General features: G+C 69.8%; 17 protein-coding genes and 1 pseudogene. 10 read left to right on the top strand and 8 right to left on the bottom strand.

The annotated features are described in order from the left end of the window. Nucleotides 1-45: 45 nt before the first annotated feature. Nucleotides 46-1,599, bottom strand: coding sequence for a YibE/F family protein (locus ACP4IX_RS19935; protein ID WP_426521472.1), 1,554 nt, complete (start codon nt 1,597-1,599; stop codon nt 46-48). Between the two features lie 253 nt (nt 1,600-1,852). Here ACP4IX_RS19935 and thiC point away from each other — a divergent pair, with 253 nt between their 5' ends. Beyond that, the gene (gene thiC / locus ACP4IX_RS19940) at nt 1,853-3,646 is read left to right on the top strand and encodes a phosphomethylpyrimidine synthase ThiC (RefSeq protein ID WP_426521471.1); all 1,794 of its coding nucleotides are present in this window, start codon (nt 1,853-1,855) and stop codon (nt 3,644-3,646) included. 343 nt (nt 3,647-3,989) lie between these two features. Next, nucleotides 3,990-5,444 (top strand): VWA domain-containing protein, encoded by a 1,455-nt coding sequence (locus ACP4IX_RS19945; RefSeq protein ID WP_426556248.1) that lies wholly within the window; start codon nt 3,990-3,992, stop codon nt 5,442-5,444. Between the two features lie 24 nt (nt 5,445-5,468). Here ACP4IX_RS19945 and ACP4IX_RS19950 read toward each other — a convergent pair whose 3' ends face one another. The 3 genes from ACP4IX_RS19950 to ACP4IX_RS19960 all read right to left on the bottom strand — a co-directional run bounded on the left by ACP4IX_RS19950 (nt 5,469) and on the right by ACP4IX_RS19960 (nt 9,067). Next, nucleotides 5,469-6,347, bottom strand: coding sequence for a hypothetical protein (locus tag ACP4IX_RS19950; RefSeq protein WP_426556249.1), 879 nt, complete (start codon nt 6,345-6,347; stop codon nt 5,469-5,471). A gap of 182 nt (nt 6,348-6,529) precedes the next feature. Then, nucleotides 6,530-7,633 (bottom strand): metallophosphoesterase family protein, encoded by a 1,104-nt coding sequence (locus ACP4IX_RS19955; protein ID WP_426521468.1) that lies wholly within the window; start codon nt 7,631-7,633, stop codon nt 6,530-6,532. 321 nt (nt 7,634-7,954) lie between these two features. Further along, the gene (locus ACP4IX_RS19960; RefSeq protein WP_426521467.1) at nt 7,955-9,067 is read right to left on the bottom strand and encodes a LacI family DNA-binding transcriptional regulator; all 1,113 of its coding nucleotides are present in this window, start codon (nt 9,065-9,067) and stop codon (nt 7,955-7,957) included. Between the two features lie 410 nt (nt 9,068-9,477). On the opposite strand from ACP4IX_RS19960, the gene hisC reads away from it, so the two are divergent. The 5 genes from hisC (at nt 9,478) to ACP4IX_RS19985 (ending at nt 18,837) form a co-directional block, all read left to right on the top strand. Further along, entirely contained in the window at nt 9,478-10,557 is a 1,080-nt protein-coding gene (gene hisC / locus ACP4IX_RS19965) for a histidinol-phosphate transaminase (RefSeq protein ID WP_426521466.1), read from the top strand. 584 nt (nt 10,558-11,141) lie between these two features. Further along, nucleotides 11,142-12,647, top strand: a complete 1,506-nt coding sequence (locus ACP4IX_RS19970; protein ID WP_426521582.1) for a cytochrome ubiquinol oxidase subunit I — start codon at nt 11,142-11,144, stop codon at nt 12,645-12,647. Between the two features lie 20 nt (nt 12,648-12,667). After that, a complete protein-coding gene (gene cydB / locus ACP4IX_RS19975) occupies nt 12,668-13,672 on the top strand; it encodes a cytochrome d ubiquinol oxidase subunit II (protein WP_426521465.1) in 1,005 nt (334 codons plus the stop codon). A 72-nt stretch (nt 13,673-13,744) separates the two neighbouring features. Next, on the top strand, nt 13,745-17,254 hold the full coding sequence (cydD, locus tag ACP4IX_RS19980) for a thiol reductant ABC exporter subunit CydD (protein ID WP_426556250.1): 3,510 nt from the start codon (nt 13,745-13,747) through the stop codon (nt 17,252-17,254). Between the two features lie 533 nt (nt 17,255-17,787). Continuing rightward, nucleotides 17,788-18,837, top strand: coding sequence for a peptidoglycan DD-metalloendopeptidase family protein (locus tag ACP4IX_RS19985; protein ID WP_426521463.1), 1,050 nt, complete (start codon nt 17,788-17,790; stop codon nt 18,835-18,837). Between the two features lie 58 nt (nt 18,838-18,895). Here the strand turns inward: ACP4IX_RS19985 and ACP4IX_RS19990 are convergent, their stop codons facing one another. The 4 genes and pseudogenes from ACP4IX_RS19990 to ACP4IX_RS20005 form a co-directional block, all read right to left on the bottom strand. Further along, nucleotides 18,896-19,783 carry an HAD family hydrolase gene (locus ACP4IX_RS19990; protein WP_426521462.1) on the bottom strand — a complete coding sequence of 296 codons (888 nt, stop codon included), beginning with the start codon at nt 19,781-19,783 and terminating at the stop codon, nt 18,896-18,898. A 48-nt stretch (nt 19,784-19,831) separates the two neighbouring features. After that, nucleotides 19,832-20,737, bottom strand: a complete 906-nt coding sequence (locus ACP4IX_RS19995) for an LLM class flavin-dependent oxidoreductase (RefSeq protein ID WP_426521461.1) — start codon at nt 20,735-20,737, stop codon at nt 19,832-19,834. Nucleotides 20,738-20,800: 63 nt separating this feature from the next. Beyond that, entirely contained in the window at nt 20,801-21,241 is a 441-nt protein-coding gene (locus ACP4IX_RS20000) for a hypothetical protein (RefSeq protein ID WP_426556265.1), read from the bottom strand. A gap of 9 nt (nt 21,242-21,250) precedes the next feature. Further along, nucleotides 21,251-21,346: pseudogene (locus ACP4IX_RS20005) on the bottom strand (RNA 2'-phosphotransferase); the annotation flags it as partial. 658 nt (nt 21,347-22,004) lie between these two features. On the opposite strand from ACP4IX_RS20005, the gene ACP4IX_RS20010 reads away from it, so the two are divergent. Genes ACP4IX_RS20010 through ACP4IX_RS20020 form a run of 3 tightly spaced genes read left to right on the top strand, consistent with a single transcriptional unit; the run spans nt 22,005 to nt 24,773 of the window. Further along, a complete protein-coding gene (locus tag ACP4IX_RS20010) occupies nt 22,005-22,967 on the top strand; it encodes an ABC transporter ATP-binding protein (protein ID WP_426521580.1) in 963 nt (320 codons plus the stop codon). Continuing rightward, the gene (locus tag ACP4IX_RS20015; RefSeq protein WP_426556251.1) at nt 22,957-23,865 is read left to right on the top strand and encodes an ABC transporter permease; all 909 of its coding nucleotides are present in this window, start codon (nt 22,957-22,959) and stop codon (nt 23,863-23,865) included. Before ACP4IX_RS20010 ends, ACP4IX_RS20015 begins: the two co-directional genes overlap by 11 nt. Further along, the gene (locus tag ACP4IX_RS20020; RefSeq protein ID WP_426521459.1) at nt 23,862-24,773 is read left to right on the top strand and encodes an ABC transporter ATP-binding protein; all 912 of its coding nucleotides are present in this window, start codon (nt 23,862-23,864) and stop codon (nt 24,771-24,773) included. Before ACP4IX_RS20015 ends, ACP4IX_RS20020 begins: the two co-directional genes overlap by 4 nt. Nucleotides 24,774-24,775 lie beyond the last annotated feature (2 nt).

The raw sequence follows: 24,775 nt of genomic DNA on the forward strand, positions 1-24,775 counted from the left end.
TCCGCAGCGGTGGCGTAACGCTTCGCCGGACCGGTTGCCGGCGGGTCAGCGCTTCCGGCGACGGCCTCGCCCGCGTACGGGAGCCGACGCACCGGCGCCCGGTGTCGTCGTGCCGGCTGCCGGTGACGCCGGTCGGTCGCCGGACCGGTCGGCCGACACGACGAGGGCCGCGAGTGCCGTGGTGACCGGAACAGACGCCACCAGGCCGATCGAACCGACCAGCGTGCGCACGATCTCCTCCGCGACCAGCTCGCTGTTGGCGACCGTTCCCACGCCGCTCTGCGCGATCGAGAACAGCAGCAGCAGGGGCAGCGCGGCGCCGGCGTAGGCGAGGACGAGCGTGTTGACGACCGAGGCGATGTGGTCGCGGCCGATACGGATGCCCGCGCGGTACAGCCCGCGCCAGCCCATCGTCGGGTTGGCCTCGTGCAGTTCCCAGACCGCCGAGGTCTGGGTGACCGTCACGTCGTCGAGGACACCGAGCGAACCGATGATGACCCCGGCGAGCAGCAGACCGCTCATGTCGATCGTCGGATACAGGCCGTGGATGAGGCCGGTGTTGTCGTCCGTGTTCCCCGTGAGTGCGGCCCATCCGATGAACAACGACCCGAGGAGACCGATCAGCAACAACGAGATCAGGGTGCCGAGGACCGCCACCGACGTACGGGCCGACAGGCCGTGGCACAGATACAGCGCGATCAGCATGATGGCGCTGGCCCCGACCACCGCCACCGCGAGCGGGTTCGAACCCTGCAGGATCGCGGGCAGGATGAAGAAGTTGAGCAGCAGGAAGCTGATGGCCAGCGAGACCAGGGCCATGAGGCCGCGCAGCCGTCCGACGACCACGACGGCGACCGCGAAGATGCCGGCGAGCAGGGCCATCGGGAGCCCTCGGTTGATGTCGGTCACCGAGTACTGCAGGTCCTTCGGCGCGGAGGGCTCGTAGGCGACCACTACCTTCTGGCCCTCGTGCAACTGCCGTGACTGGTCCGGCTGCACGATCTCGGTGAACGTGCGGCCCTTGTCGTCGCCGCTGTCCACGCGGATCGTCGCCCGCTTGCAGTCGCCGTTCGCCTGCTGCACCGCGGACGAGCCCTCGGCGGTGGAGGTGTCTCCGGTCGGGGGGACACCCGAGGCGTTGACGGACTGGCAGCTCAGCTCGACCACCTTGGTGACGGTTCCCTGCTGCGTCTGCCGGTCGAAGCCCACCCCGGTGCGTTCGTGCGGTGGCGCACCGCCCGGCCACAGCACCGCCAGCCCGACCAGTACCGCCGCGGCGAACGGGATCAGGACCGCGGCGATGACCTTCCTCAGATGCCGGGAGACAGGCGCTGCCGGTCCGTGACTGTGGGAGTGCGCGTGTCCGTGTCCGCCCCCGTGCCCATCGGAACCGCCGGGGCCGTGACCAGCACCGTGGCCGCCGCCCGTACCGTGTCCGTCACCCCTGCCGTGTCCGTCCCCCGCGTCATGTCTGCCACCGCCCGCGTCGTGAGGAGGGACGGGGGCCTGCTCGGCCGCACGGTGGCTGTTGCCGGCCTCGGCACTCGGTCCGCGGCGGGGATCGTGCGGTGGAAACGGGGGCTGCTGCGGTGTGGTCACCGGCCGATCATCGCAAGAACGAGCGGAGCCCTCTGTTCACCGCGCCCGGATTGACGCTAGCGTGGAGGCACCTTTGTACACGCGGGAGCTCGGAGCACCGGGCTGAGAGGGCGCTGACCTCCGTCCCAGCGATGTTTCACGGGAAACGTCACCGAAGCCGAGTGATGTTTCCCACGAAGCGTCGGCAGACGGAAGCCGCTGCGTCGACCGCCGAACCTGTTACCGGGTAATGCCGGCGTAGGGAGTAGGTCTCATGACCATCAAGGACGCACGCACGCCTGCCTTCACGCAGGGTTCCGCCCAGGCGGAACCCACGGAGGCCGGGAAGTCCATCGGCTGGCACAAGGCGTACGTCGAGGGTTCGCGCCCCGACCTGCGGGTGCCGGTTCGTCAGGTGCATCTCACCAACGGGCAGTCGGTCACGCTCTACGACACGTCGGGCCCGTACACCGATCCACTCGTCGACACCGACGTCCGCAGGGGGCTGCAGCCGCTGCGAGAGAACTGGATCATCGCCCGCGGTGACACCGAGGAGTACGCGGGTCGTCCCGTCCGTCCCGAGGACGACGGAATCAAGCACACCTCCCCGCGCGGTGGTCTGCGTAACCTCGACGCCGTTTTCCCCGGACGGCCTCGTCAGCCGCGCCGGGGGAGGGACGGCAACGCGGTCACGCAGCTCGCGTACGCACGCCGGGGCGAGGTCACGCCGGAGATGGAATACGTGGCCGTCAGGGAGAACGTCTCGCCGGAAGTGGTGCGCGAGGAGATCGCGGCGGGCCGTGCCGTACTCCCGGCCAACGTCAACCACCCGGAGATCGAGCCGATGATCATCGGCAAGAGGTTCCTGGTGAAGGTCAACGCCAACATCGGCAACTCGGCTGTGACGTCCTCCATCGAAGAGGAGGTCGAGAAGATGACCTGGGCGACCCGGTGGGGCGCCGACACGGTCATGGACCTGTCCACCGGACGCAACATCCACACCACTCGCGAGTGGGTGCTGCGCAACTCCCCCGTCCCCATCGGGACAGTGCCGCTCTACCAGGCACTGGAGAAGGTCGACGGCAGGGCCGAGGAGCTGACCTGGGAGATCTACAAGGACACGGTCATCGAGCAGGCCGAGCAGGGGGTGGACTACATGACGGTCCACGCGGGAGTGCGCCTGGCGTATGTGCCGCTCACCGCCAACCGCAAGACCGGCATCGTCTCTCGCGGCGGCTCGATCATGGCGGCGTGGTGCCTGGCGCACCACAGGGAGTCGTTTCTGTACGAGAACTTCGAGGAGCTCTGCGAGATCCTCGCGGCCTATGACGTCACGTACTCACTCGGCGACGGCCTGAGGCCGGGCTCGATCGCGGACGCCAACGACGAGGCGCAGTTCGCGGAGTTGCGGACGCTCGGGGAACTCAACCGGATCGCGAAGCGTCTGAACGTTCAGACCATGATCGAAGGCCCGGGCCACGTCCCGATGCACAAGATCAAGGAGAACATCGACCTCCAGCAGGAGATCTGCGATGAAGCTCCGTTCTATACGCTCGGTCCGCTGACGACGGACGTCGCGCCGGCGTACGACCACATCACCTCCGGCATCGGTGCCGCGATGATCGCCTGGTGGGGCACGGCCATGCTCTGCTACGTCACGCCCAAGGAGCATCTGGGGCTCCCCAACCGTGACGACGTCAAGACCGGCGTCATCACCTACAAGATCGCCGCCCATGCCGCCGATCTCGCCAAGGGACACCCGGGTGCGCAGGAATGGGACGACGCGCTGTCGGACGCCCGCTTCGAGTTCCGCTGGGAGGACCAGTTCAACCTGGCTCTCGACCCGGACACGGCACGGGAGTACCACGACGAGACGCTGCCGGCCGAGCCCGCCAAGACGGCCCACTTCTGCTCCATGTGCGGACCGAAGTTCTGTTCGATGAAGATCTCGCAGGACATCCGACGTGAGCACGGAGGCAGCAAGGCCGAGATCGAGGAGGGGATGGCCCGGAAGTCGAAGGAGTTCGCGGCAGGGGGGAACAGGGTCTACTTGCCCCTGGCCGACTGAGCTCCGTCCGTACTGACCTCACGCTGAGCCACTCCTCCGTACGCGCGGCGGGGACTCAGCGTGAGCCGGGGTCCGATGTCGGTTGGGGAGGGCTTGCCCCCCGGACGGGTTGTCGATCACGTAACGCCAGTCCCCGTCCGGCCCACGGCGAGCCACGTCTGTCGCGGTGCCCCCGATGTGGGCCTGGCCGCCGTGGGCGGCTGTGCCCGCGAGGAGGAAGCCGACGCTCAGTGGGGTCAGGTCACCGGTGACGTAGGTGTGGCGTGGCGCCACCTCGACCGGGACGACACGGCGTCGACGCCCGCCCCTCCCCACCGGCGGCTGGGCTGGGCAGACTGGGCGCATGACAGCCACCTCCCTGAGCAAGGGCGCCAACCTCGCCGTCGACTCCCCCGCGGTGTGCGTCGAACTCGTCTGGCCCGCCGGACCGGGCGTGCCCGAGGTCGACGCCTCCGCGCTGCTGCTCACCTCGGCCGGGCGTGTGCGGGACGATGGCGACTTCGTCTTCTACAACCAGCCACGCCACGCGTCCGACGCAGTGCGGCACTTGGGAAAACAGGGTGGCCGCGGCGCCGGCGCGGGCGTCACGACCGACGCCGTCGAGGTGGACCTGCGCTCGGTGGAACCGGCCGTCGACCGCATCGTGCTGTGCGCCTCGGCGGACGGCGGGACGTTCGGCCAGATCCCGGGGCTGTCACTGCGGTTGCTGGACGCCGGGACCCGCACCGAGCTGGCCCGGTTCGACATCACGGCCGGCACGGAGACCGCCCTCGTCGGCGGTGAGCTGTACCGGCGCCAGGGGAAGTGGAAGTTCCGTGCGGTCGGGCAGGGGTATGCCTCCGGGCTCGCGGGGCTGGCCACCGACTTCGGGATCAGCGTGGACGACGCTCCCCCGGCGGCCGCGCCCGCCGCCCCGTCAACGGCAGCCTCTCCCCCGCTCCCGACCCCGCCGCCGTCCGTACCGGCGGCTCCGTCCGCCCCGCCCACGGCAGCGGCTCCGCCGTCGGCGACCTCGGCGCTTCCTGCCGCCGGGCCCCGTCTCACCAAGGGCGAGGAGCACCTTCCCGTCGACATGCGCAAGCGGCTGTCCCTGCGCAAGGAACAGGTGGCGGTCAGTCTGACCAAGCACGGGGCGTCCGGTGTCACCGCGCGCGTCATCCTGGTCCTCGACGCCTCCGGGTCCATGTCCTTCCTCTACTCCAAGGGCGTGGTCGCGGACGTCGTGGAGCGGATGGCCGCCGTCGCCGCGCAACTGGACGACGACGGGGAGATGCAGGCATGGACCTTCGCCTCGAACCCCGCCCGCCTGCCCGACCTCCGCCTCGGTGAGCTTCCCGAGTGGCTGCGGCTGCACGTACGCGTGGGGGAGATCAGCCTCTTCCGGCGGGGCAGGAAGAAGGGCTTGCACCCGGAGCAGGTCGACATGCGGGCGGTCGGCATCCAGAACGAGGAACAGAAGGTGATCGCCGAGATCCGGGCCTACGTCCGGGACAACCCGGCGTCGGCTCCGACCCTGGTGCTGTTCTTCTCCGACGGCGGTGTCTACCGCAACGCCGAGATCGAGCGCGAGCTGCGGGGTGCGGTGGAGGAACCGGTCTTCTGGCAGTTCGTGGGGCTCGGGCGGTCCAACTACGGGGTGCTCGAGCGTTTCGACACGCTGCCGGGCCGCCGTGTCGACAACGTCGGCTTCTTCGCCGTGGACGACATCAGCACCGTCCCGGACCCGGAGCTGTACGACCGCCTGCTGTCCGAGTTCCCGTCCTGGATCACTGCCGCCGGCCGGGCGGGCATCCTCTGATCCGCTGCCCGCCCGGGCCGGTGGCTACTCGGGTCGGTGCTCCGGGCCGCCGAAGTCCGGGCTGCTGTAGTCCGGGCTCGAGTAGCGCGGACGCCGACTCGCCTCCGAGCCGCCGTCGGGGCTCGTGAATCCGGGACGGTCGTAGCCGAGGTGCGGCATGCGGCCGGCCGGCGCGACCGGTCCCGTGCGGTGCAGGGCGGTCGTGCTCGGAGCGGCGAGTGCCTCCCGCAGGAAGGGCAGGATGCCGCGTTCCAGCAGGGCGTCGTGCCAGGCGTCCCTGGCCCGGACCACTTCCTCGTCGAGTTCGCCGTAGCGGACGGGCTCGGCGGAGGGACGATTGCGCAGCGCGGTGAGCAGCAGGCCCACCGCGGCGACGAGGATCGCCACCGCGGTCACGGCACCGAACACCCATCCGGTGGTGAGCATGGTCTGCGCGAAGGTCTGCCCCGGATCGAGCATCTTCAGGAGGTAGCCGACGAGCAGGAAGATCGCCGCGGCGGTGCCGGCCAGGACGGGTGCCAGGACGGCGACGACGGCGACGGCACCCGCGCCGGTCGCCTCGGCGACCTCGCCCATGGTGGCGGCGAGCCCCGACGCGCCCGTGCCCGGCTCGGCGGTGCCGGATTCGCGCGTGGACGACGGGGCGGCCGACGGGGTGGACGGCGCCGGGTGGCGCCGTTCCTCGCGGACCTTCACGTAGTGCTGGTACTCGGTCGTGGCCGCCGCCGTGATGAGGGCGGTGGCGTTGAGTGCCATGGTGCGCAGTTGTTCGGTATTGAGGCGCTGTCCGACAGCGGCCAGTTCCGGGCGGTGTGGTGCGGAGCGCAGTGCCTCGTCGAGGAGCCGCTCGTAATCCTTGCGGTCCTCGTTCGGCAGGTACTGCGGAACGCTGTTCATGTGCATCCCCCGATGCTCCGTAGGGCTTGGGGCTCGCATGCCAACGAGCCGTCGGGCAGAAACGGAGGGGAGCCTGCTACGGATAAGCCGATGGTAGAGCCGTGACGGTGGGCGGTGACAGGGGGTTTACAGAAATTGGGTGCCGAGCTGTAGGGGCGCGGTCACGCGCGAACTTGTGCGACGAACGGTCAGGCGTCGAGCGGAAGTTGCTGGACCAGCAGCTTTCCGGCCATGGTCACGCCGCCGTCCATCGCGATGGCCAGCCCGTCCGCGTAGACATGAGGTCCCTCCACCGCGGTACGGGCGTCGTCCTCGCCGTCCTCGGAGCCGACCTCGCCCAGGAGGTAGGGGATGGGGCTGTGGCCGTGAACGATCCGGGTGCCGCCGTACGTGTCCAGCAGGGAGCGCACGGCGTCGGCGCCGCCCTCGTCGCGGAAGGAGAAGCGCTTGGTGAACTTGCGGAACAGGTCCCACACCTCCTCCGCGTCGTTGCGCGTCAGCGCCTCGCGGACGGTGTCGTTGACCTCCTCGATGGAGCGGCCGTAGTCCAGGTAGGTGGTGGTGTCGGAGTGGACCAGGAGGTGGCCGTCGACCTCTTCGAGGGCGTCGAGGCGGGCCATCCACTGCAGGTGATGGTCCTGCAGTCGGTCCATGTCGGTCTTCTGTCCGCCGTTCAGCAGCCAGGCCGCCTGGAACGTGGCGGTGCCCGCTCCGGAGTTGACGGGCGTGTCGCCGAACCGCTTGGCACCGAGCAGCAGCAGCTCGTGATTGCCCATCAGCGCCTTGCAGTAGCCGCCGGCCGCCGCGGCCTCGGCGGACAGCCGCATCACCAGGTCGATGACGCCGATGCCGTCCGGGCCGCGGTCCGTGAAGTCGCCGAGGAACCACAGACGGGAGGTGCCCGCGCACCATTGTCCGGTGGCGTCGATGAGGCCCTTCTCCTGGAGGGCGGCCACCAGCTCGTCGAGGTAGCCGTGCACGTCGCCGACGACGAAGAGCGGTCCCTGCCCCGTGGCGGGCTGCTGCACCGCAGCCGGGTCGGGATCGACGGTCACCTGGACCGTGTCACCCCGACGGATGACGGGCAGATCCCGCTGAGTGGGTGTGTACCCCTCCGGAAGGGTCTCGTCGTACTCCTCCTCGGGCGGCGCGGTTTCGCCCGCGCGCGTGCCGGTGGTGGCGTACGGAGCGGCCTCGTGGACGTACGCGGGCACCCGGAAGTCTCGTACCGTCGCCGTCCGCTCCACCTCGGGTCCCTGACCGGCCCCCTGAGTCATCGACCCCTCCACCATCGCGCCGCATCTGCACCGCTTCGGACTGCCTGGTCGCAGCGGCCCGCGGTGTGTGGGCCCATCATAGGAATGCGGATCGCGCTGTGTGATGACCCAGGGGTGGTGAATCAGCGCAGGACTCCCTTTCACCGCGGCTTTCGCCCCGATTGGGCCCGGCTTCACCCGTCCGCAATGGCGGTTCGACCGTGCCCTGGACGTCCTGGACGCCCTGGACGTGTCGAGCGCTGCCTCCGCCGGCTTCGCCGTCGTTGACACGGAGCTGCCGCCGTTACCGCGGCCGTGCAGGCCGGGGCGCCGCCTTGTCGCGTGTCCGGGGCGGTCCTACTCGCCCTCGGGCGTCCTCGGCGGACTGACCGTCGTACGGGACGGACGGCGCTGTGACGACGTACGCACGATCAGCTCGGTCGGTATCACCTGCTCGACCGGCTGGTCCGAGTCGAGCCCCTCGATGGCGTCGATGAGGACCTGGATCACCGCGGTGCCGATGCGGCGGGGTTTCAGCGACAGGGTGGTGATGGGGGGCTCGGTGCTCGCGTAGACGGTGGATTCGCTGCAGCAGACCAGCAGCAGGTCCTCCGGTACGCGCAGCCCGTAGCGGCGGGCGGCGGCGAGCAGATCGGTGCCGTTCGGATCGAACAGGCCGTAGACGGCGTCGGGCCGGTCGGGGCGGGCGAGCAGCCGGTCCGCTGCGACCGCGCCGGCACACGGGTCGTGCGCCGGGTAGGCCTCGTAGACCGGGTCCTGGCCGACGCGCTCGCACCAGCGCAGGTAGGCGGTGGTCGACAGGTGGGTGTACGTGTCGGTCGTGGTGCCGGTGAGCAGGCCGATCCGTCGGGCGCCGGCGTCGGCCAGGTGGTCGAGGATGCCGAGTACGGCGGCCTCGTGGTCGTTGTCGACCCAGGCGGTGACGGGGAGCGAGCCGGCCGGGCGGCCGTCGGAGACGACCGGTAAGCCCTGGCGTACCAGTTCGCTGACGACCGGGTCGTGGTCGGAGGGGTCGATGACGACGGTGCCGTCGAGGGCGACGTTGGACCACACGTCGTGACGGGAGGTCGCCGGGAGGATGACGAGGGCGTAGCCGCGGGCGAGCGCGGCGGACGTGGCGGCGCGCGCCATCTCTGCGAAGTACGCGAACTCGGTGAAGGTGAAAGGTTCATCCCCGTATGTCGTCACGGTCAGACCGATGAGTCCCGACTTGCCGGTGCGGAGCGTGCGGGCGGCGGCCGAGGGCCGGTAGCCCAGTCGGTCGGCGACCTCGCGCACATGGCGCCGGGTGGCATCCGGGAGTCGGCCCTTGCCGTTGAGGGCATCGGAGACGGTAGTGATGGATACTCCGGCGGCGGCGGCCACGTCCCTGATGCCCGCCCGGCCCGGCCGACTGCCTCGACGTGAGGTTTCCGCGCGGCTCACCTGGTGCTTCCCTGCTGCTGTCATGGCGAGCCGATAGTAGGGCTCATGGCATGGGGTAGGGCGGACGCATATGCATGCGTTGACAGTCACGTTTCTGCATGATCATTAAGCCATAACGGCCATGCAAAGTAAGCTACTTGGCCTCTCGTACCCCATTACCTGACGTGTCGACCAGCGGGGGCCTGCCAAGTGGCAGATGTTGCGAAGAGGTCTCAACTCACCTGCACGAGGGATGCGCGCTAGGGCGTGAGCCACCGGCGCGTAGATATATGTGAGGCGCGCCCCCCGAATCGTGCGCCTTCGTACATGGATGCCCTTGTTTTCCCTGATGCCAGGGTGACGCCCGCGGTCCGGCCTCACCTATACGCAGGGGCGCCGAATCCTCTTAAGGTGAGAAGTATTCAATGCCGGTGGTGGTCACGAGGAGGACTGCGGTGAGCGAGACGAGCCCCAAGTTGCGCGCCGAGCTGGAGGGTATTCCCACCTACAAGCCGGGCAAGCCTGCCGCGTCCGGCGGCCCCGTGGCCTACAAGCTGTCCTCCAACGAGAACCCCTATCCGCCGCTGCCGGGTGTGATGGAGACGGTGACGGCCGCGGCCTCGTCCTTCAACCGGTACCCGGACATGGCCTGCGCGTCCCTGATGAGCGAGTTGTCGGACCGGTTCGGAGTGCCTCTGTCCCACCTGGCCACCGGCACTGGCTCGGTCGGTGTGGCTCAGCAGCTGGTCCAGGCGACCTCGGGTCCGGGCGACGAGGTGATCTACGCCTGGCGCTCCTTCGAGGCCTATCCGATCATTACGCAGATCAGCGGTGCGACGTCCGTGAAGGTGCCGCTGACGCCGGGCGACGTTCACGATCTGGACGCGATGGCGGCCGCGATCACCGACCGGACCCGGCTGATCTTCGTCTGCAACCCGAACAACCCGACGGGCACGGTGGTGCGGCGGGCCGAGCTGGAGCGGTTCCTCGACCGGGTGCCGAGCGACGTGCTGGTGGTCCTCGACGAGGCCTACCGGGAGTTCATCCGCGACGCCGAGGTGCCGGACGGTGTCGAGATCTACCGCACGCGGCCCAACGTCTGCGTCCTGCGGACCTTTTCCAAGGCGTACGGACTCGCCGGCCTTCGGGTCGGGTTCGCGATCGCACACGAGCCCGTGGCGGCGGCGCTGCGCAAGACGGCGGTGCCCTTCGGGGTGAGCCAGATCGCGCAGGAGGCGGCGATCGCCTCGCTGCGGGCGGAGGACGAGCTGATCGGCCGGGTCGGTTCGCTGGTGTGCGAACGCACGCGCGTGGTCGACGCGCTGCGCGCGCAGGGCTGGACGGTGCCGGACACCCAGGCCAACTTCGTGTGGCTGCGGCTGGGAGAGCGCACGGTCGCCTTCGCCGACGCCTGCGAGCAGGCCGGCGTGGTCATCCGCCCGTTCCCGGGTGAGGGAGTGCGGGTGACGGTCGGAGAGAGTGAGGCGAACGACATCTTCCTGAAGGTGTCGGAGGAGTTCCGCAAGGGGCTGTAGACACTCCGTACCCCCGGTCGCCGTAGGGGGGGCGGGCTCAGGGCATTGCAGGAGAGCCGCGAGGCGGCGCACGAGACGGGTTACAGGTGGCACCCACCCTCACTCGCGAGACAGGCGTGTGCCCAGGCGGCGGCTATGGCGGCTGTGACGGCGCCAGTGCGTCGCCATCGGCCCAGGAGGCGGCCGTGCACGTGCCCGGCTCGGTCGGCGACCTTGGGTAGCCGTTTCGCGTGAGGGTTGATCTGTTGGGTGCCGGCTTCGCGTGGGGGGTGACCTGTTGGTGCCGATACCCCGCGAAGGTGACCCGTTTCACGTGAAACAGGCATGCACGTCCCCAAGCGCACCTCTTCGCCCCATGAGGCCCGTATCCACGCGCGGTGAATTCAACAAGTCGTTGAAGCTCTCACCAAGGGCTTGACGTCACAGGGGACCCCCCTTCCGGTGCCGAAAAGCTGTACGTCATAATTGCTTGTGAATGTGAACGCGTTCACAAGCGTGTCCCGGTTGCGCCCGAGATGGGCATGACATACACGCTCAAACCGCCGCTGACCACGGCGATGTGGCGATGTAAGGAGACTGACGACGTGGACATGGCTCTGGCGCCGGAGACGCTGGCGCGATGGCAGTTCGGCATCACGACCGTCTACCACTTCCTGTTCGTCCCGCTGACGATCTCGCTGGCGGCCCTCACGGCCGGACTGCAGACCGCCTGGGTCCGTACGGAGAAGGAGAAGTACCTCAGGGCGACCAAGTTCTGGGGGAAGCTGTTCCTGATCAATATCGCCATGGGGGTCGTCACCGGCATCGTGCAGGAGTTCCAGTTCGGTATGAACTGGTCCGACTACTCCCGCTTCGTCGGCGATGTCTTCGGTGCGCCGCTCGCCTTCGAGGCGCTGATCGCCTTCTTCTTCGAGTCCACCTTCATCGGCCTGTGGATCTTCGGCTGGGACAAGCTGCCGAAGAAGATCCACCTGGCCTGCATATGGATGGTCTCGATCGGCACGCTGCTGTCGGCATACTTCATCCTCGCGGCCAACTCCTGGATGCAGCACCCCGTCGGCTACCGCATCAACGAGGAGAAGGGCCGCGCCGAGCTGACCGACTTCTGGGCCGTCCTGACCCAGAACACCACGCTCAACCAGGTCTTCCACAGCTTCTCTGCGGCCTTCCTGACGGGCGGCGCCTTCATGGTCGGCATCGCCGCCTTCCACCTGATGCGCAAGAAGCACATCCCGGTGATGAGGACCTCGCTCCGGCTCGGTCTGGTCACCCTGGCGGTCGGTGGTGTGCTCACCGCCGTCAGCGGCGACACCCTCGGCAAGGTCATGTACGAGCAGCAGCCGATGAAGATGGCCGCCGCCGAGGCCCTGTGGGACGGCGAGGAGCCGGCGCCCTTCTCCGTGTTCGCCTACGGAGACGTCGACAAGGGGCACAACAAGGTCGCACTGGAGATCCCCGGCCTGCTGTCCTTCCTCGCCCACAGCGACTTCGACTCGTACGTGCCGGGCATCAACGACACCAACAAGGCCCTGCAGGAGAAGTTCGGACCGGGCGACTACAAGCCCATCGTCCCCGTCGCTTACTGGGGCTTCCGCTGGATGATCGGCTTCGGGATGGCGTCCTTCTCCCTCGGACTGCTCGGCCTGTGGCTGACACGGAAGAAGTTCATGCTTCCGGCCGCCCTGCGGACCGGCGAGGACGAGGTGCCCCATCTGGTCCTGCTGCGCAACCCGCTCGGCACGAGACTTTCCCGTCTGTACTGGCTTCTGGCTCTCTGGACGATGGCGTTCCCGCTGATCGCCAACTCCTGGGGCTGGATCTTCACGGAGATGGGCCGGCAGCCCTGGGTCGTCTACGGCGTGATGCAGACCCGCGACGCGGTCTCCCCCGGTGTTTCCCAGGCGGAGGTCATCACCTCGATGGTCGTCTTCACCACGCTCTACGCCATCCTCGCCGTCATCGAGGTCAGGCTGCTCGCCAAGTACGTCAAGGCGGGGCCGCCCGAGCTCACCGAGGCCGACCTCAACCCGCCCACGAAGATCGGCGGCGACCTCCGTGACGCCGACAAGCCGATGGCCTTCTCCTACTAGGCCGAGGGAGCCGCACAGTCATGGAACTGCACGACGTCTGGTTCGTTCTGATCGCCGTCCTGTGGACCGGCTACTTCTTCCTGGAGGGGTTCGACTTCGGGGTCGGCGTGCTCACCAGGCTGCTCGCCCGGAACCGGGCCGAGAAGCGGGTGCTGATCAACACCATCGGGCCTGTGTGGGACGGCAATGAGGTATGGCTGCTCACGGCGGGCGGTGCGACCTTCGCCGCCTTCCCCGAGTGGTACGCCACGCTCTTCTCCGGCTTCTACCTGCCTCTGCTCGTCATCCTGGTCTGCCTGATCGTCCGGGGCGTCGCCTTCGAGTACCGAGTGAAGCGACCCGAGGAGAGCTGGCAGCGCAACTGGGAGACCGCGATCTTCTGGACCTCGCTGATCCCGGCGTTCCTGTGGGGCGTGGCCTTCGGCAACATCGTCCACGGCGTGAAGATCGACCGGGATCTGGAGTACGTCGGCTCCGTATGGGACCTGCTCAATCCGTATGCACTCCTCGGCGGCCTGGTCACGCTGACGCTGTTCACCTTCCACGGGACGGTGTTCACGGCCCTCAAGACCGTCGGTGAGATTCGCGAGCGAGCCCGGACCCTCGCGCTGCGGGTCGGCCTTGTCGCGGCCGTGCTGGCCCTGGCCTTCCTCTCCTGGACGCAGGTCGAGAACGGGGACGGGAAGAGCCTGGTCGCCCTGCTGGTGGCCGTCGCATCGCTGATCGTCGCCCTCTTGGCCAACCAGGCCGGGCGGGAGGGCTGGTCGTTCGCGCTCTCCGGCGTCACCATCGTGGCCGCCGTGGCGATGCTCTTCCTGACGCTTTTTCCGAACGTCATGCCGTCCACGCTCAACGCGGACTGGAGCCTCACCGTCACCAACGCCTCGTCCAGCCCCTACACCCTGAAGATCATGACGTGGCTGGCCGCGGTCGCCACGCCGGTCGTCCTGCTCTACCAGGGCTGGACGTACTGGGTGTTCCGCAAGCGGATCGGCACCCAGCACATAGCCGAACCCGCGCACTGAGTCCGGTCGGGTGTGTTTCACGTGGCACGGGTGTCGTGTTCCACGTGAAACACACCCCCTGGACGGGAGGGCATGTTTCACGTGAAACCCATTGATCCACGTCTGCTGCGGTACGCCCGAGCCACCAGGTTCTTCCTGGCGGCGGTCGTCGTCCTGGGCGCCGTCGGCGCCGGGTTGCTCGTCGCCCAGGCGATGCTTATCGCCGAAGTGGTGGTGAGCACCTTCCAGTCCGGCATGACGGCAGCCGAACTCCGTGCTCCTCTGCCGCTGTTGGTGGTCGTAGCCTGTGGACGCGCGTTGGTCGGCTGGCTCACCGAACTGGCCGCGCACCGGGCGAGCGCGGCAGTGAAGTCCGAGCTGCGAGGCCGTCTGCTGGAGCGGGCCACCGCGCTCGGTCCGGGCTGGCTGAGTGGACAGCGGACCGGATCACTCGTGGCGCTGGCCACCCGTGGAGTCGACGCCCTCGACGACTACTTCTCGCGTTACCTGCCGCAGCTGGGCCTCGCGGTGGTCGTACCCGTGGCGGTACTCGCCCGCATCGTCACCGAGGACTGGGTCTTCGCAGCCATCATCGTCGGCACGCTGCCGCTCATCCCGATCTTCATGATGCTGATCGGCTGGGCCACACAGTCCCGGATGGACCGTCAGTGGCAGCTCCTGTCCCGGCTGTCCGGGCACTTCCTGGACGTGGTCGCCGGACTGCCGACGCTGAAGGTCTTCGGACGGGCCAAGGCGCAGGCCGACTCGATCAGGCGCATCACCGGCGAGTACCGGCAGGCGACCATGCGGACGCTGCGGATCGCCTTCCTGTCGTCCTTCGCGCTGGAACTCCTCGCCACCCTCTCCGTGGCACTCGTCGCCGTCACCATCGGCATGCGGCTCGTCCACGGCGACATGGCCCTGTACGACGGTCTGGTCGTGCTGGTACTGGCGCCCGAGGCCTACCTGCCGCTGCGGCAGGTAGGGGCGCAGTACCACGCGGCAGCCGAGGGACTCGCCGCCGCCGAGGAGATCTTCTCGGTGCTGGAGCGACCCGTACCCGCATCGGGGACCGGACCGGTGCCGGCGAACGGCGCACTGTCCTTCGAGGACGTGACGGTCCGCTACCCCGGACGTGCCACAGACGCCGTGACGGACGTGAGCTTCTCGGTCGAACCCGGGGAGACGGTCGCGCTCGTCGGCCCGAGCGGGGCGGGCAAGTCGACGCTTCTCCACGCCCTCCTCGGCTTCGTACGCACGGCCGGGGGACGGGTCCGCATCGGGGGAGCCGACCTCACGACCCTCGACCTGGCCCAGTGGCACGCCCGCGTCGCCTGGGTGCCGCAGCACCCTCACCTGTACGCCGGGACTATCGCCGAGAACGTACGGCTGGCCCGGCCCGAGGCCGACGACAACGCCGTACGACGGGCGCTGGGCGACGCGGGCGCGCTGAAGTTCGTGGACGCGCTGCCCGAGGGGACGCGGACGGTGCTCGGGGAGGACGGGGCCGGATTGTCCGCCGGGCAGCGGCAGCGGCTGGCGCTGGCCCGGGCGTTCCTCGCGGACCGGCCGGTGCTGCTGCTCGACGAACCGACGGCCGCGCTGGACGGGGCCACCGAGGCCGAGGTCGTGGCCGCTGTGCGAAGGCTGGCGCAGGGGCGGACGGTGCTGCTGGTGGTACACCGCCCGGCCCTGCTGGAGGTGGCCGACCGGGTGGTACGGCTCGAGGAGCCGGCACCGGCCGCAGCGGTCGGCCGTCCCCACGGAACGCCCGCCGCCCGACGCTTCGAGGCGACCCCCGCAGCTACTGCGGCGGTTGTCCCCGATGACCTGGACCCCTCGCCGGCAGTACCCGGCGGTGTCCTCGCCAGGGTTCGGACGATGTCCGCCGCCCGGCGCGGGCGGCTCGGCCTCGCCCTGCTGCTCAGCAGTCTGGCGCTCGGCAGTGCCGTCGGTCTGATGGCCACCTCCGGGTACCTCATCTCGCGGGCCTCCGAGCAGCCGCCGGTGCTGTACCTGATGGTGGCCGTGACGGCGACGCGCGCCTTCGGTATCGGTCGTGCCGTGTTCCGCTATGCCGAGCGTCTCGTGTCGCACGACGCCGTGCTGCGGATGCTGGCCGACACCCGGGTCGCGGTGTACCGGCGACTGGAGCGGCTGGCACCTACGGGACTGCGCCGCAGCCGCCGGGGCGACCTGCTGTCCCGGCTCGTCGCGGACGTCGACGCCCTGCAGGACTACTGGTTGCGCTGGTTGCTGCCCGCCGCGTCCGCGGTGGTCGTCTCGGCCGCGTCGGTCGCCTTCATGGCCTGGCTGCTGCCGGAGGCCGGGGTCGTCCTCGCGGTCGGTCTGCTGGCGGCCGGAGCCGGGGTCCCGCTGGTCACCGGCGCCGTGGCACGGCGGGCCGAACGCAGGCTCGCCCCCGCCCGAGGCGTGCTCGCCACCCGGGTGACCGATCTGCTCACCGGCACCGCCGAGCTGACCGTCGCCGGCGCCCTGCCCTCACGGGCCGCCGAGGCGCGCCGGGCCGACGGCACGCTCACCCGGATCGCCTCGCGTGCCGCCACCGCCACCGCGCTGGGTGACGGTCTCACCGCGCTGATATCCGGTCTGACCGTGGCGGGCGCCGCCCTCACCGGGATCCACGCCGTCGCCGAAGGCCGGCTCGCGGGTGTGGCCATGGCAGTCGTCGTACTCACCCCGCTGGCCGCCTTCGAGGCCGTACTCGGGCTGCCGCTGGCCGTCCAGTACCGGCAGCGTGTGCACAGGAGTGCCGAGCGGGTGTACGAGGTGCTCGACGCCCCCGAACCCGTACGGGAGCCGGAGGCACCCAGGCAGGCGCCCGCGTCGCCGTTCCCGGTCGTCCTCAAGGGGCTGGCCGCGCGTCATGCCGGGCAGGACCGGCAGGCCCTGTCCGGAGTGGACCTGACTCTGGCCGAGGGCCGGCGCGTCGCCGTGGTCGGTCCGTCCGGGTCCGGCAAGACGACGATGGCCCAGGTGCTGCTGCGGTTCCTCGACGCCGAGGCGGGCTCGTACACCCTGGCCGGCGTCGACGCCTACGCCCTGGCCGGCGACGACGTACGGCGGCTCGTCGGGCTGTGCGCCCAGGACTCGCACCTCTTCGACAGCTCGGTACGCGAGAACCTTCTCCTGGCCAGGAAGGACGCAGCCGAGGACGAACTGCGAGACGCGCTGGCACGGGCCCGGCTGCTGGAGTGGGCCGACGGTCTGCCCGACGGCCTGGACACGCTGATCGGGGAGCACGGCGCCCGGCTGTCCGGCGGTCAGCGGCAGCGGCTGGCACTCGCCCGGGCGCTGCTCGCCGACTTCCCCGTCCTCGTACTCGACGAGCCGGCGGAGCACCTCGATCTGCCGACCGCCGACGCGCTCACCGCCGATCTGCTGGCCGCGACCGAGGGCCGTACGACACTGCTGATCACACACAGGCTGGCGGGCCTGGACGCCGTGGACGAGGTGATCGTGCTGGACGAGGGCCGCGTCGTGCAGCGGGGGCCGTACGCGGAACTGGCCGCCGTGCCGGGGCCGCTGCGCGCGATGGCCGAGCGGGAGGCGGCGTCGGAACTGCTCGTGGGGGCGGAGTGACCGGCAAGTTCACGCCGGGGCCGCAGCCGATCCGCGCGGGATCACGACGCAGTGCCGCTCCCGTTCATGCCCCTCGCACCGGTTCGCCGGGCCGGTCGGGCACGGTCGTCGGTGAACCGACCGGCAGCTCCTCATCGCCGCGCTGGGCGAGGCCCTGTCCAACGCCTTCCGGCACGCACACGCGACCGGCATCGATCTCGTAGCCGGCGCGACAGCCACCCTGCCGGACGGCCGGCGGGGGATGCGGCTGGACCGTCGTGGACGACGGTGCCGGCGCCCCGAGGGCGGCCCCGCGGCCTGCTCGGCTTCGAGCGCCGTGCCGGGATCGGCGGCGGCACCAGTCGGATCGGCCGGTCACCGGGCGGGCGTCGGTCGCGCGGTGACGCGGTGGTCGGCACCGTACTGAACTGAGCTCTGCCGGCGCCGGGTTGCCCCATGTGCAGCAGCCGTACTGAGCCGAGTGCAGCAACAGGTCCCCCACTCGTACGACCTCGACAAGACCGTACGCCCTCATCCGGTCCACGATCACTGTCATGCGCTCACCTCGCCGACATCCGCTGCTCGTTCCGGTGTTGCTGTGCGCGCTTGCCGTGCTCGCGGCCCGCCCCAGCGACACCCTGGACGAGGACGGTGGCTCCGGCACCGCCTTCGGGGCGGAGGTGGCGAGGCTCTACGAGGACGCGGCCAAGGCCACTCAACAGTACGAGGACGGACGGCGCGAGGCAGAGGCCCAGCGGTCGAAGGCCCTGGAGTACGAGGCCCGTCTCGACCGGCAGCGGCAGAAGATCGACGCCATGCACGAGGACCTGGGCCGGATCGCCCGTGCCCAGTACCGCAGCGGCGGTGGACTCTCGCTCACCGCGCAGGTGGTCCTCGCGGATGACCCCGACGAGCTGGTGCGAAGTCAGCGTGCGGTGTCGCGTGTGGATCTGGCCGTCAACAACGCCATTGAGAAGAGCCTGCGTGCCGAGGCCCGGCTCGCTGCCGACGAGGCCAAGGCGCAGTCGGCCTGGCAGAGGCTGGAGGAACGCAACGCCGGGCTGGCCGAGCTGAAGAAGAGGATCGAGGGCAAGCTGGAGGCGGCGCGGGCGCGCCTCGAGGGGCAGGCGGACGCCTCGGTCGCGGCCGGCTCGTGTCCCGGCGCGGTCCGTCTCGGCCAGCCGGAGGTGCGCCTCGGCCGGTCCTGGGTGTCACCGGTGGAGACGTACGACCTGTCGGCGTCCTTCGGCAGCGGGGGGTCGCGGTGGGCGCACCGGCACACCGGGCAGGACTTCGCGGTGCCGGTGGGAACGCCGGTGCGGTCGGTCGGCACGGGCCGGGTGGTGAAGGTGTCGTGCGGTGGTGCGTTCGGCATCCAGGTCGTGGTCCAGCACGCGGGCGGCTACTACACGCAGTACGCCCATCTGGCCGCTGTCGCCGTCGACCAGGGCGACCGGGTCCGCCCCGGCCAGTGGGTCGGGCAGTCGGGCAGCACCGGCAACTCCACCGGACCGCACCTGCACTTCGAGGTACGGGTCACACCGGAGATGGGATCGGCGCTGGACCCGGTGCCGTGGCTGGCGCAGCGCGGGGTGCCGCTCTGACGGACCGGGCGCCCGGCGAGGCCGGGCATCCCGTGGGACGGGGCTGCGGGGCCGGCCGCTAGGGCAGGTCCCGCAGCATCCGCTCGATCACGACCGCCACCCCGTCGTCGTTGTTGGCGACCGTCCGTCCCGACGCGGCGGCGATCACGTCCGGATGCGCATTGCCCATCGCGTAGGAACGTCCTGCCCAGGTGAGCATCTCGACGTCGTTCGGCATGTCACCGAAGGCGACGACCTCTTCGTGCGAGATGCCGCGCTCGGCGCAGCACAGGGCGAGCGTGCTGGCCTTGGAGACGTCCGGCCCGCTGATCTCCAGCAGGGCGCTGGGGCTGGACCGAGTGACGTTGGCCCGGTCGCCGATGGCGAGGCGGGCCAGCGTGAGGAAACCGTCCGGGTCCAGCTCGGGGTGGAAGGCCAGGATCTTGAGAACCGGCTCGGAGGCGGCGCGACCACCCGGTGCCAGGATCTCCTCGGCGGGCAGGAGGTCGTCGGGGGCCTCCATGTGCAATTTCGGGTACGCCGGCTCCTGGTGGAAGCCGTATGTCTGCTCGACCGCGTACACCGTGCCGGGCGCCGCCTCGCGCAGCAGCCGTACGGCGTCCAGCGCGTTCTCCCGGGCCAGCTCCCGCACCTTCACGAATCGGTGGGCTCCGGGGCCGCCGTGCAGGTCGACCACGGCGGCTCCGTTGCCGCAGATGGCGAGGCCGTGACCGTGCACGTGGGCACTGACGACGTCCATCCAGCGGGCGGGGCGGCCGGTGACGAAGAAGACCTCGATGCCCGCCTTCTCGGCGGCGGCCAGGGCGGCGACCGTACGCGGGGAGACCGACTTGTCGTCGCGCAGCAGGGTGCCGTCGAGATCGGTGGCGATGAGCCGCGGGCGAGTGGCGGCGGCCGGGGGGTCGGGCTGTCGGGTCGCTGAGGTCACCCGGCCATTGTCACGCATATGCCTGCACGACCGTGCGCGAGTCCGCACATATGTGAGCTACGGCTCTCAGCTCTTCAGCTGTGCCAGTGCCTCCATGGCGATCCGCTCGAAGACCTTCTCGTCCGCCGTGAAATCCGAGTCGGGGATCGGCCAGTGGACGACGAGGTCGGTGAATCCGAGATCCCGGTGCCGGCCGGCGAAGTCCACGAACGCGTTCACGGACTCCAGTGGTCGACCGCGGTCGGGAGTGAAGCCGGTGAGCAGGACCTTGTCGAGCTCACTCACCTCCCGGCCGATCACCGCGCAGGCGGCGGCCAGTCCCTCGGCCTGCTCCCGCAGCGCGCGGTCCGACTGCTCGGGCGTGCCGTTCTCGTACAGCTTCGGGTCACCGGTGGTCACCCACGCCTGCCCGTACCGGGCAGCGAGCCGCAGCCCGCGGGGACCGGTCGCGGCCACCGCGAAGGGCAGCCGGGGCCGCTGTACACACCCCGGGATGTTGCGCGCCTCGTGCGCCGAGTAGAAGTCGCCTTCGTAGGACACGGCGTCCTCGGTCAGCAACCGGTCGAGCAGCGGAAGGAACTCGGCGAACCGGTCGGCCCGCTCGCGCGGTGTCCACGGCTCCTGGCCGAGCGCGGTGGCGTCGAAGCCCGTGCCGCCCGCTCCTATACCGAGGGTGACCCGGCCGTCGGAGATGTCGTCGAGGGAGATCAGTTCCTTGGCGAGCGTCACCGGGTGCCGGAAGTTCGGTGAGGTCACCAGGGTGCCCAGGCGCAGTCGCTCGGTGACGGCCGCGGCGGCGGTGAGCGTCGGCACGGCACCGAACCACGGGCCGTCCCGGAAGCTCCGCCAGGACAGGTGGTCGTAGGTGTACGCGGTGTGGAAACCGAGCTGCTCGGCACGCGTCCAGCTCGAACGGCCGCCCTCGTGCCAGCGGCGGTGCGGAAGGATCACGGTGCTCAGACGCAGGCTCATGTGTCCGAGCCTATTGCGCCCGAACCGGTTTCACGTGAAACGTCCACCGGGTCTCGCCATGCGTCACCGTACGCGACCACTCAGCCACGAGGTGAGGAGGAGCATCGGCACGAACTCCTTGTACGTGCGGTCGCCCGGTAGCGGCACGATCAAGCGGCGTCCCTTGACGAAGGCGAGGCCGCCGAAGACAGAGCGCAGGAACGCGGGGACGTCGTCACGCGGGATGTCGGGGAACTCCACGTCCTCGACGGTGATCAAGGCGTCGCCCTCGGGAAAGAGCCGGACGCTCACCCGGGGCACCCCGCCGAACTCGGCGAACGCCTCATGGGGGAGGGAGCCGTCGGCATCGGTGGTCACGCCCACGCCCGCGGCGCTGCGGCGGGAGGTCTGGTCCGCGCCGATGTCTTCGGTGACCTCGATCTCCAGCGCGTACTCCGCGGCGACGACGCGGAGAGCGGTCACGGCGGCCTGAGTGGTGGGTAGCTGCTCCATGTCCCCGATCATGCGGGGCCGGTGCCGGGCAGGGAAGCGCAGATACCGCGGCGGCACTCTCCTCGTCAGCCAGACCCCGTTCTCGCTGACGTGGAAGACGTGTCCGTCGCGCTGCGTGGAAAGGGCGTTCACCGTGACGGTGCTTCTGTCTTCCACGTGGTCCTGTGGCAGGGAACCAGCGTGCCAAGAGAGACGCGCGTCACGCGATCGAGTGTCCCGCACAGGTTTGATCCACAGCCAAGTGGACTTATCCACAGGTTCTTTGAGGGTCCCTGTGGAAACTACAGGGACGTCTTTGCCCGCGCGCTCCATCTCGACACTCCTGGTGCGAACGGGAATCTCAGATACTCAGCGCGCAGGCACGCGCTCGGCTCGTGCGACAGCCGGGCCGCTTCGCGCTCGGTCATCTCGGGCCCAAGCCGAGCCGCCACGGCTGGAGGGCGCTCCCCGGTGTGCCGCACCTCGGGCACAGCCGCAGCCCCGTGCGGAGTCCGCCCAGACCATCGCCATGGCACCCTGTTCCGCCTGTCCGGTGCGCCTGGCGCGGTCGGCACGGTCCGTGCCGACCGCGCTCCTCGTTCGTCACGCGACATCGCCGAATCTCCCAGCCGTTGGATCCGGCATCAATCGGCCGGGACGCGCGGCCCGGGAAGCGGCTCCGTGGCTCTCAGGTACGGCATCCCCTACGGGCCCGTACTACTCGAGTCGGATTCCAAGACGGCTCTCCGGTCTGACGACGTGAGTGGCGGGCGTCACTACTGTCATGGATGTGACTGTGATCGCGACCGAAAGCCTGAGCAAGCGGTTCCCCCGGGTGACCGCGCTCGACCGGCTCTCCGTGGATGTCGGACCCGGTGTGACCGGACTCGTCGGTGCCAACGGCGCCGGCAAGTCCACTCTGATCAAGATCCTGCTGGGTCTGTCTCCCGCCACCGAGGGCCGGGCCGAAGTGCTCGGACTCGATGTCGCCACCAAGGGCGCCGACATCCGTGAGCGGGTCGGCTACATGCCGGAACACGACTGCCTGCCGCCCGACGTCTCGGCCACCGAGTTCGTCGTCCACATGGCACGCATGTCCGGCCTTCCGCCCACCGCCGCCCGCGAACGCACGGCCGACACCCTGCGCCACGTCGGTCTGTACGAGGAGCGCTACCGGCCCATCGGCGGCTACTCCACCGGCATGAAGCAGCGTGTGAAGCTCGCGCAGGCGCTCGTCCACGACCCGCAGCTGGTCTTCCTCGACGAACCGACCAACGGTCTCGACCCGGTCGGCCGCGACGAGATGCTCGGCCTCATCCGCCGCATCCACACCGACTTCGGCATATCCGTCCTGGTCACGTCACACCTGCTGGGCGAACTGGAACGCACCTGCGACCACGTCGTCGTCGTCGACGGCGGCAAGCTGCTGCGCTCCAGCTCCACCACGGACTTCACCCAGAGCACGACGACCCTCGCGATCGAGGTCACCGACACCGACGAGCACCCCGACGGCACCCGCGCGGTACGCGACGCGCTCGACGCGCGTGGGGTGACCGTCCAGGACGGCAGCGGTCTGCCCGGCGCAGGCCACGTCCTGCTGCTCACCGCGGCGGGCGAAGAGACCTACGACCTGGTGCGGGACGTCATCGCCGACCTCGGCCTCGGACTGGTGCGCATGGAACAGCGCCGGCACCACATCTCGGAGGTCTTCACGGACAGCGACGCAGAACGGAAGGAGGCAGCCGGCCATGGCAACTGAGCAGCCCGTAGCCCGTGCGACGGGTGACCAGACCCGCATCCACAACATCGGCTACCGCAGCTACGACGGTCCCCGCCTCGGCCGCGCCTACGCCCGCCGTTCGCTGTACTCGCAGTCCCTGCGCGGCGCCTACGGCCTCGGCCGCTCGGCCAAGTCCAAGGTGCTGCCGATGCTGCTGTTCGTGGTGATGTGCCTGCCCGCAGCCATCATGGTCGCCGTCGCTGTCGCGACCAAGGCCGACGAACTGCCCCTGGACTACACGCGCTACGCGATCGTCCTGCAGGCAGTCATCAGCCTCTACGTCGCCTCACAGGCCCCCCAGTCCGTCTCGCGCGACCTGCGCTTCAAGACCGTGCCGCTGTACTTCTCGCGGCCGATCGAGACCGCCGACTACGTCCGCGCCAAGTACGCGTCGCTGGCCTCGGCCCTGTTCATCCTCACCGCCGCGCCCCTGCTGGTGCTCTACGTGGGCGCGCTGCTCGCCAAACTCGACTTCGCGGACCAGACCAAGGGGTTCGCACAAGGACTCGTCTCCGTGGCACTGCTCTCGCTGCTCTTCGCCGGCCTCGGCCTGGTCATCGCATCGGTCACCCCGCGCCGTGGCTTCGGCATCGCGGCCGTCATCGCCGTCCTGACCATCACCTACGGCGCGGTCTCCACGCTCCAGGCCATCGCGGACGTCCAGGGCAGCTCCGGGGCCGTCGCCTGGATCGGCCTGTTCTCGCCGATCACCCTCATCGACGGCGTGCAGTCCGCCTTCCTGGGAGCCACCTCGGCCTTCCCCGGCGGGATCGGACCGAGCACCGGCGAAGGCGCGGTCTACGTCCTCGTCACCCTGGGACTGATCGCCGGCGCCTACGGCCTGCTGATGCGCCGCTACACGAAGGTGGGACTGTGACCACGCTGAACATCGACCATGTCTCCCGCTGGTTCGGCAACGTGGTCGCCGTCAACGACGTCACCATGACGATCGGCCCCGGCGTCACCGGCCTCCTGGGCCCCAACGGCGCGGGAAAGTCCACCCTCATCAACATGATGGGCGGCTTCCTCGCCCCCTCCACCGGCAGCGTCACCCTCGACGGCCAGCCCGTCTGGCGCAACGAGGCCATCTACAAGCACATCGGCATCGTCCCCGAGCGGGAGGCGATGTACGACTTCCTCACCGGCCGGGAGTTCGTCCTCGCCAACGCCGAACTGCACGGCCTCGGCGCCAAGGCGGCCCACGAAGCGCTCGCCACCGTGGAGATGGAGTACGCGCAGGACCGGAAGATCGCCACGTACTCCAAGGGCATGCGGCAGCGGGTGAAGATGGCCTCCGCCCTCGTCCACCAGCCGACGCTGCTCCTGCTCGACGAGCCTTTCAACGGCATGGACCCGCGCCAGCGCATGCAGCTGATGGACCTGCTGCGGCGCATGGGCGACGAGGGCCGCACCGTGCTGTTCTCCTCGCACATCCTCGAAGAGGTGGAACAGCTCGCCTGGCACATCGAGGTCATCGTCGCCGGACGGCACGCGGCCAGCGGCGACTTCCGCAAGATCCGCCGTCTGATGACCGACCGGCCGCACCGCTACCTGGTGCGTTCCAGCGACGACCGGGCCCTCGCGGCAGCGCTGATCGCCGACCCGTCGACGTCCGGCATCGAGGTCGACCTCGCCGAGGGTGCGCTGCGCATCCAGGCCGTCGATTTCGGCCGGTTCACGGCCCTGCTGCCGAAGGTCGCCCGTGACCACGGCATCCGGCTGCTCACGGTCTCGCCGTCCGACGAGTCCCTCGAGTCCGTCTTCTCGTATCTCGTCGCGGCGTAGGA

Origin of the sequence: Streptomyces sp. WG5 (genome assembly GCF_049974565.1) — a bacterium.
Lineage (GTDB): Bacteria > Actinomycetota > Actinomycetes > Streptomycetales > Streptomycetaceae > Streptomyces.

Coding starts and splice junctions, on each gene's coding strand:
- thiC (WP_426521471.1), top strand. CDS start 1,853: ATGACCATCAAGGACGCACGCACGCCTGCCTTCACGCAGGGTTCCGCC.
- ACP4IX_RS19945 (WP_426556248.1), top strand. CDS start 3,990: ATGACAGCCACCTCCCTGAGCAAGGGCGCCAACCTCGCCGTCGACTCC.
- ACP4IX_RS19950 (WP_426556249.1), bottom strand. CDS start 6,347: ATGCACATGAACAGCGTTCCGCAGTACCTGCCGAACGAGGACCGCAAG.
- ACP4IX_RS19955 (WP_426521468.1), bottom strand. CDS start 7,633: ATGGTGGAGGGGTCGATGACTCAGGGGGCCGGTCAGGGACCCGAGGTG.
- ACP4IX_RS19960 (WP_426521467.1), bottom strand. CDS start 9,067: ATGACAGCAGCAGGGAAGCACCAGGTGAGCCGCGCGGAAACCTCACGT.
- cydB (WP_426521465.1), top strand. CDS start 12,668: ATGGAACTGCACGACGTCTGGTTCGTTCTGATCGCCGTCCTGTGGACC.
- cydD (WP_426556250.1), top strand. CDS start 13,745: ATGTTTCACGTGAAACCCATTGATCCACGTCTGCTGCGGTACGCCCGA.
- ACP4IX_RS19985 (WP_426521463.1), top strand. CDS start 17,788: ATGCGCTCACCTCGCCGACATCCGCTGCTCGTTCCGGTGTTGCTGTGC.
- ACP4IX_RS19990 (WP_426521462.1), bottom strand. CDS start 19,783: ATGCGTGACAATGGCCGGGTGACCTCAGCGACCCGACAGCCCGACCCC.
- ACP4IX_RS19995 (WP_426521461.1), bottom strand. CDS start 20,737: ATGAGCCTGCGTCTGAGCACCGTGATCCTTCCGCACCGCCGCTGGCAC.
- ACP4IX_RS20000 (WP_426556265.1), bottom strand. CDS start 21,241: ATGATCGGGGACATGGAGCAGCTACCCACCACTCAGGCCGCCGTGACC.
- ACP4IX_RS20015 (WP_426556251.1), top strand. CDS start 22,957: ATGGCAACTGAGCAGCCCGTAGCCCGTGCGACGGGTGACCAGACCCGC.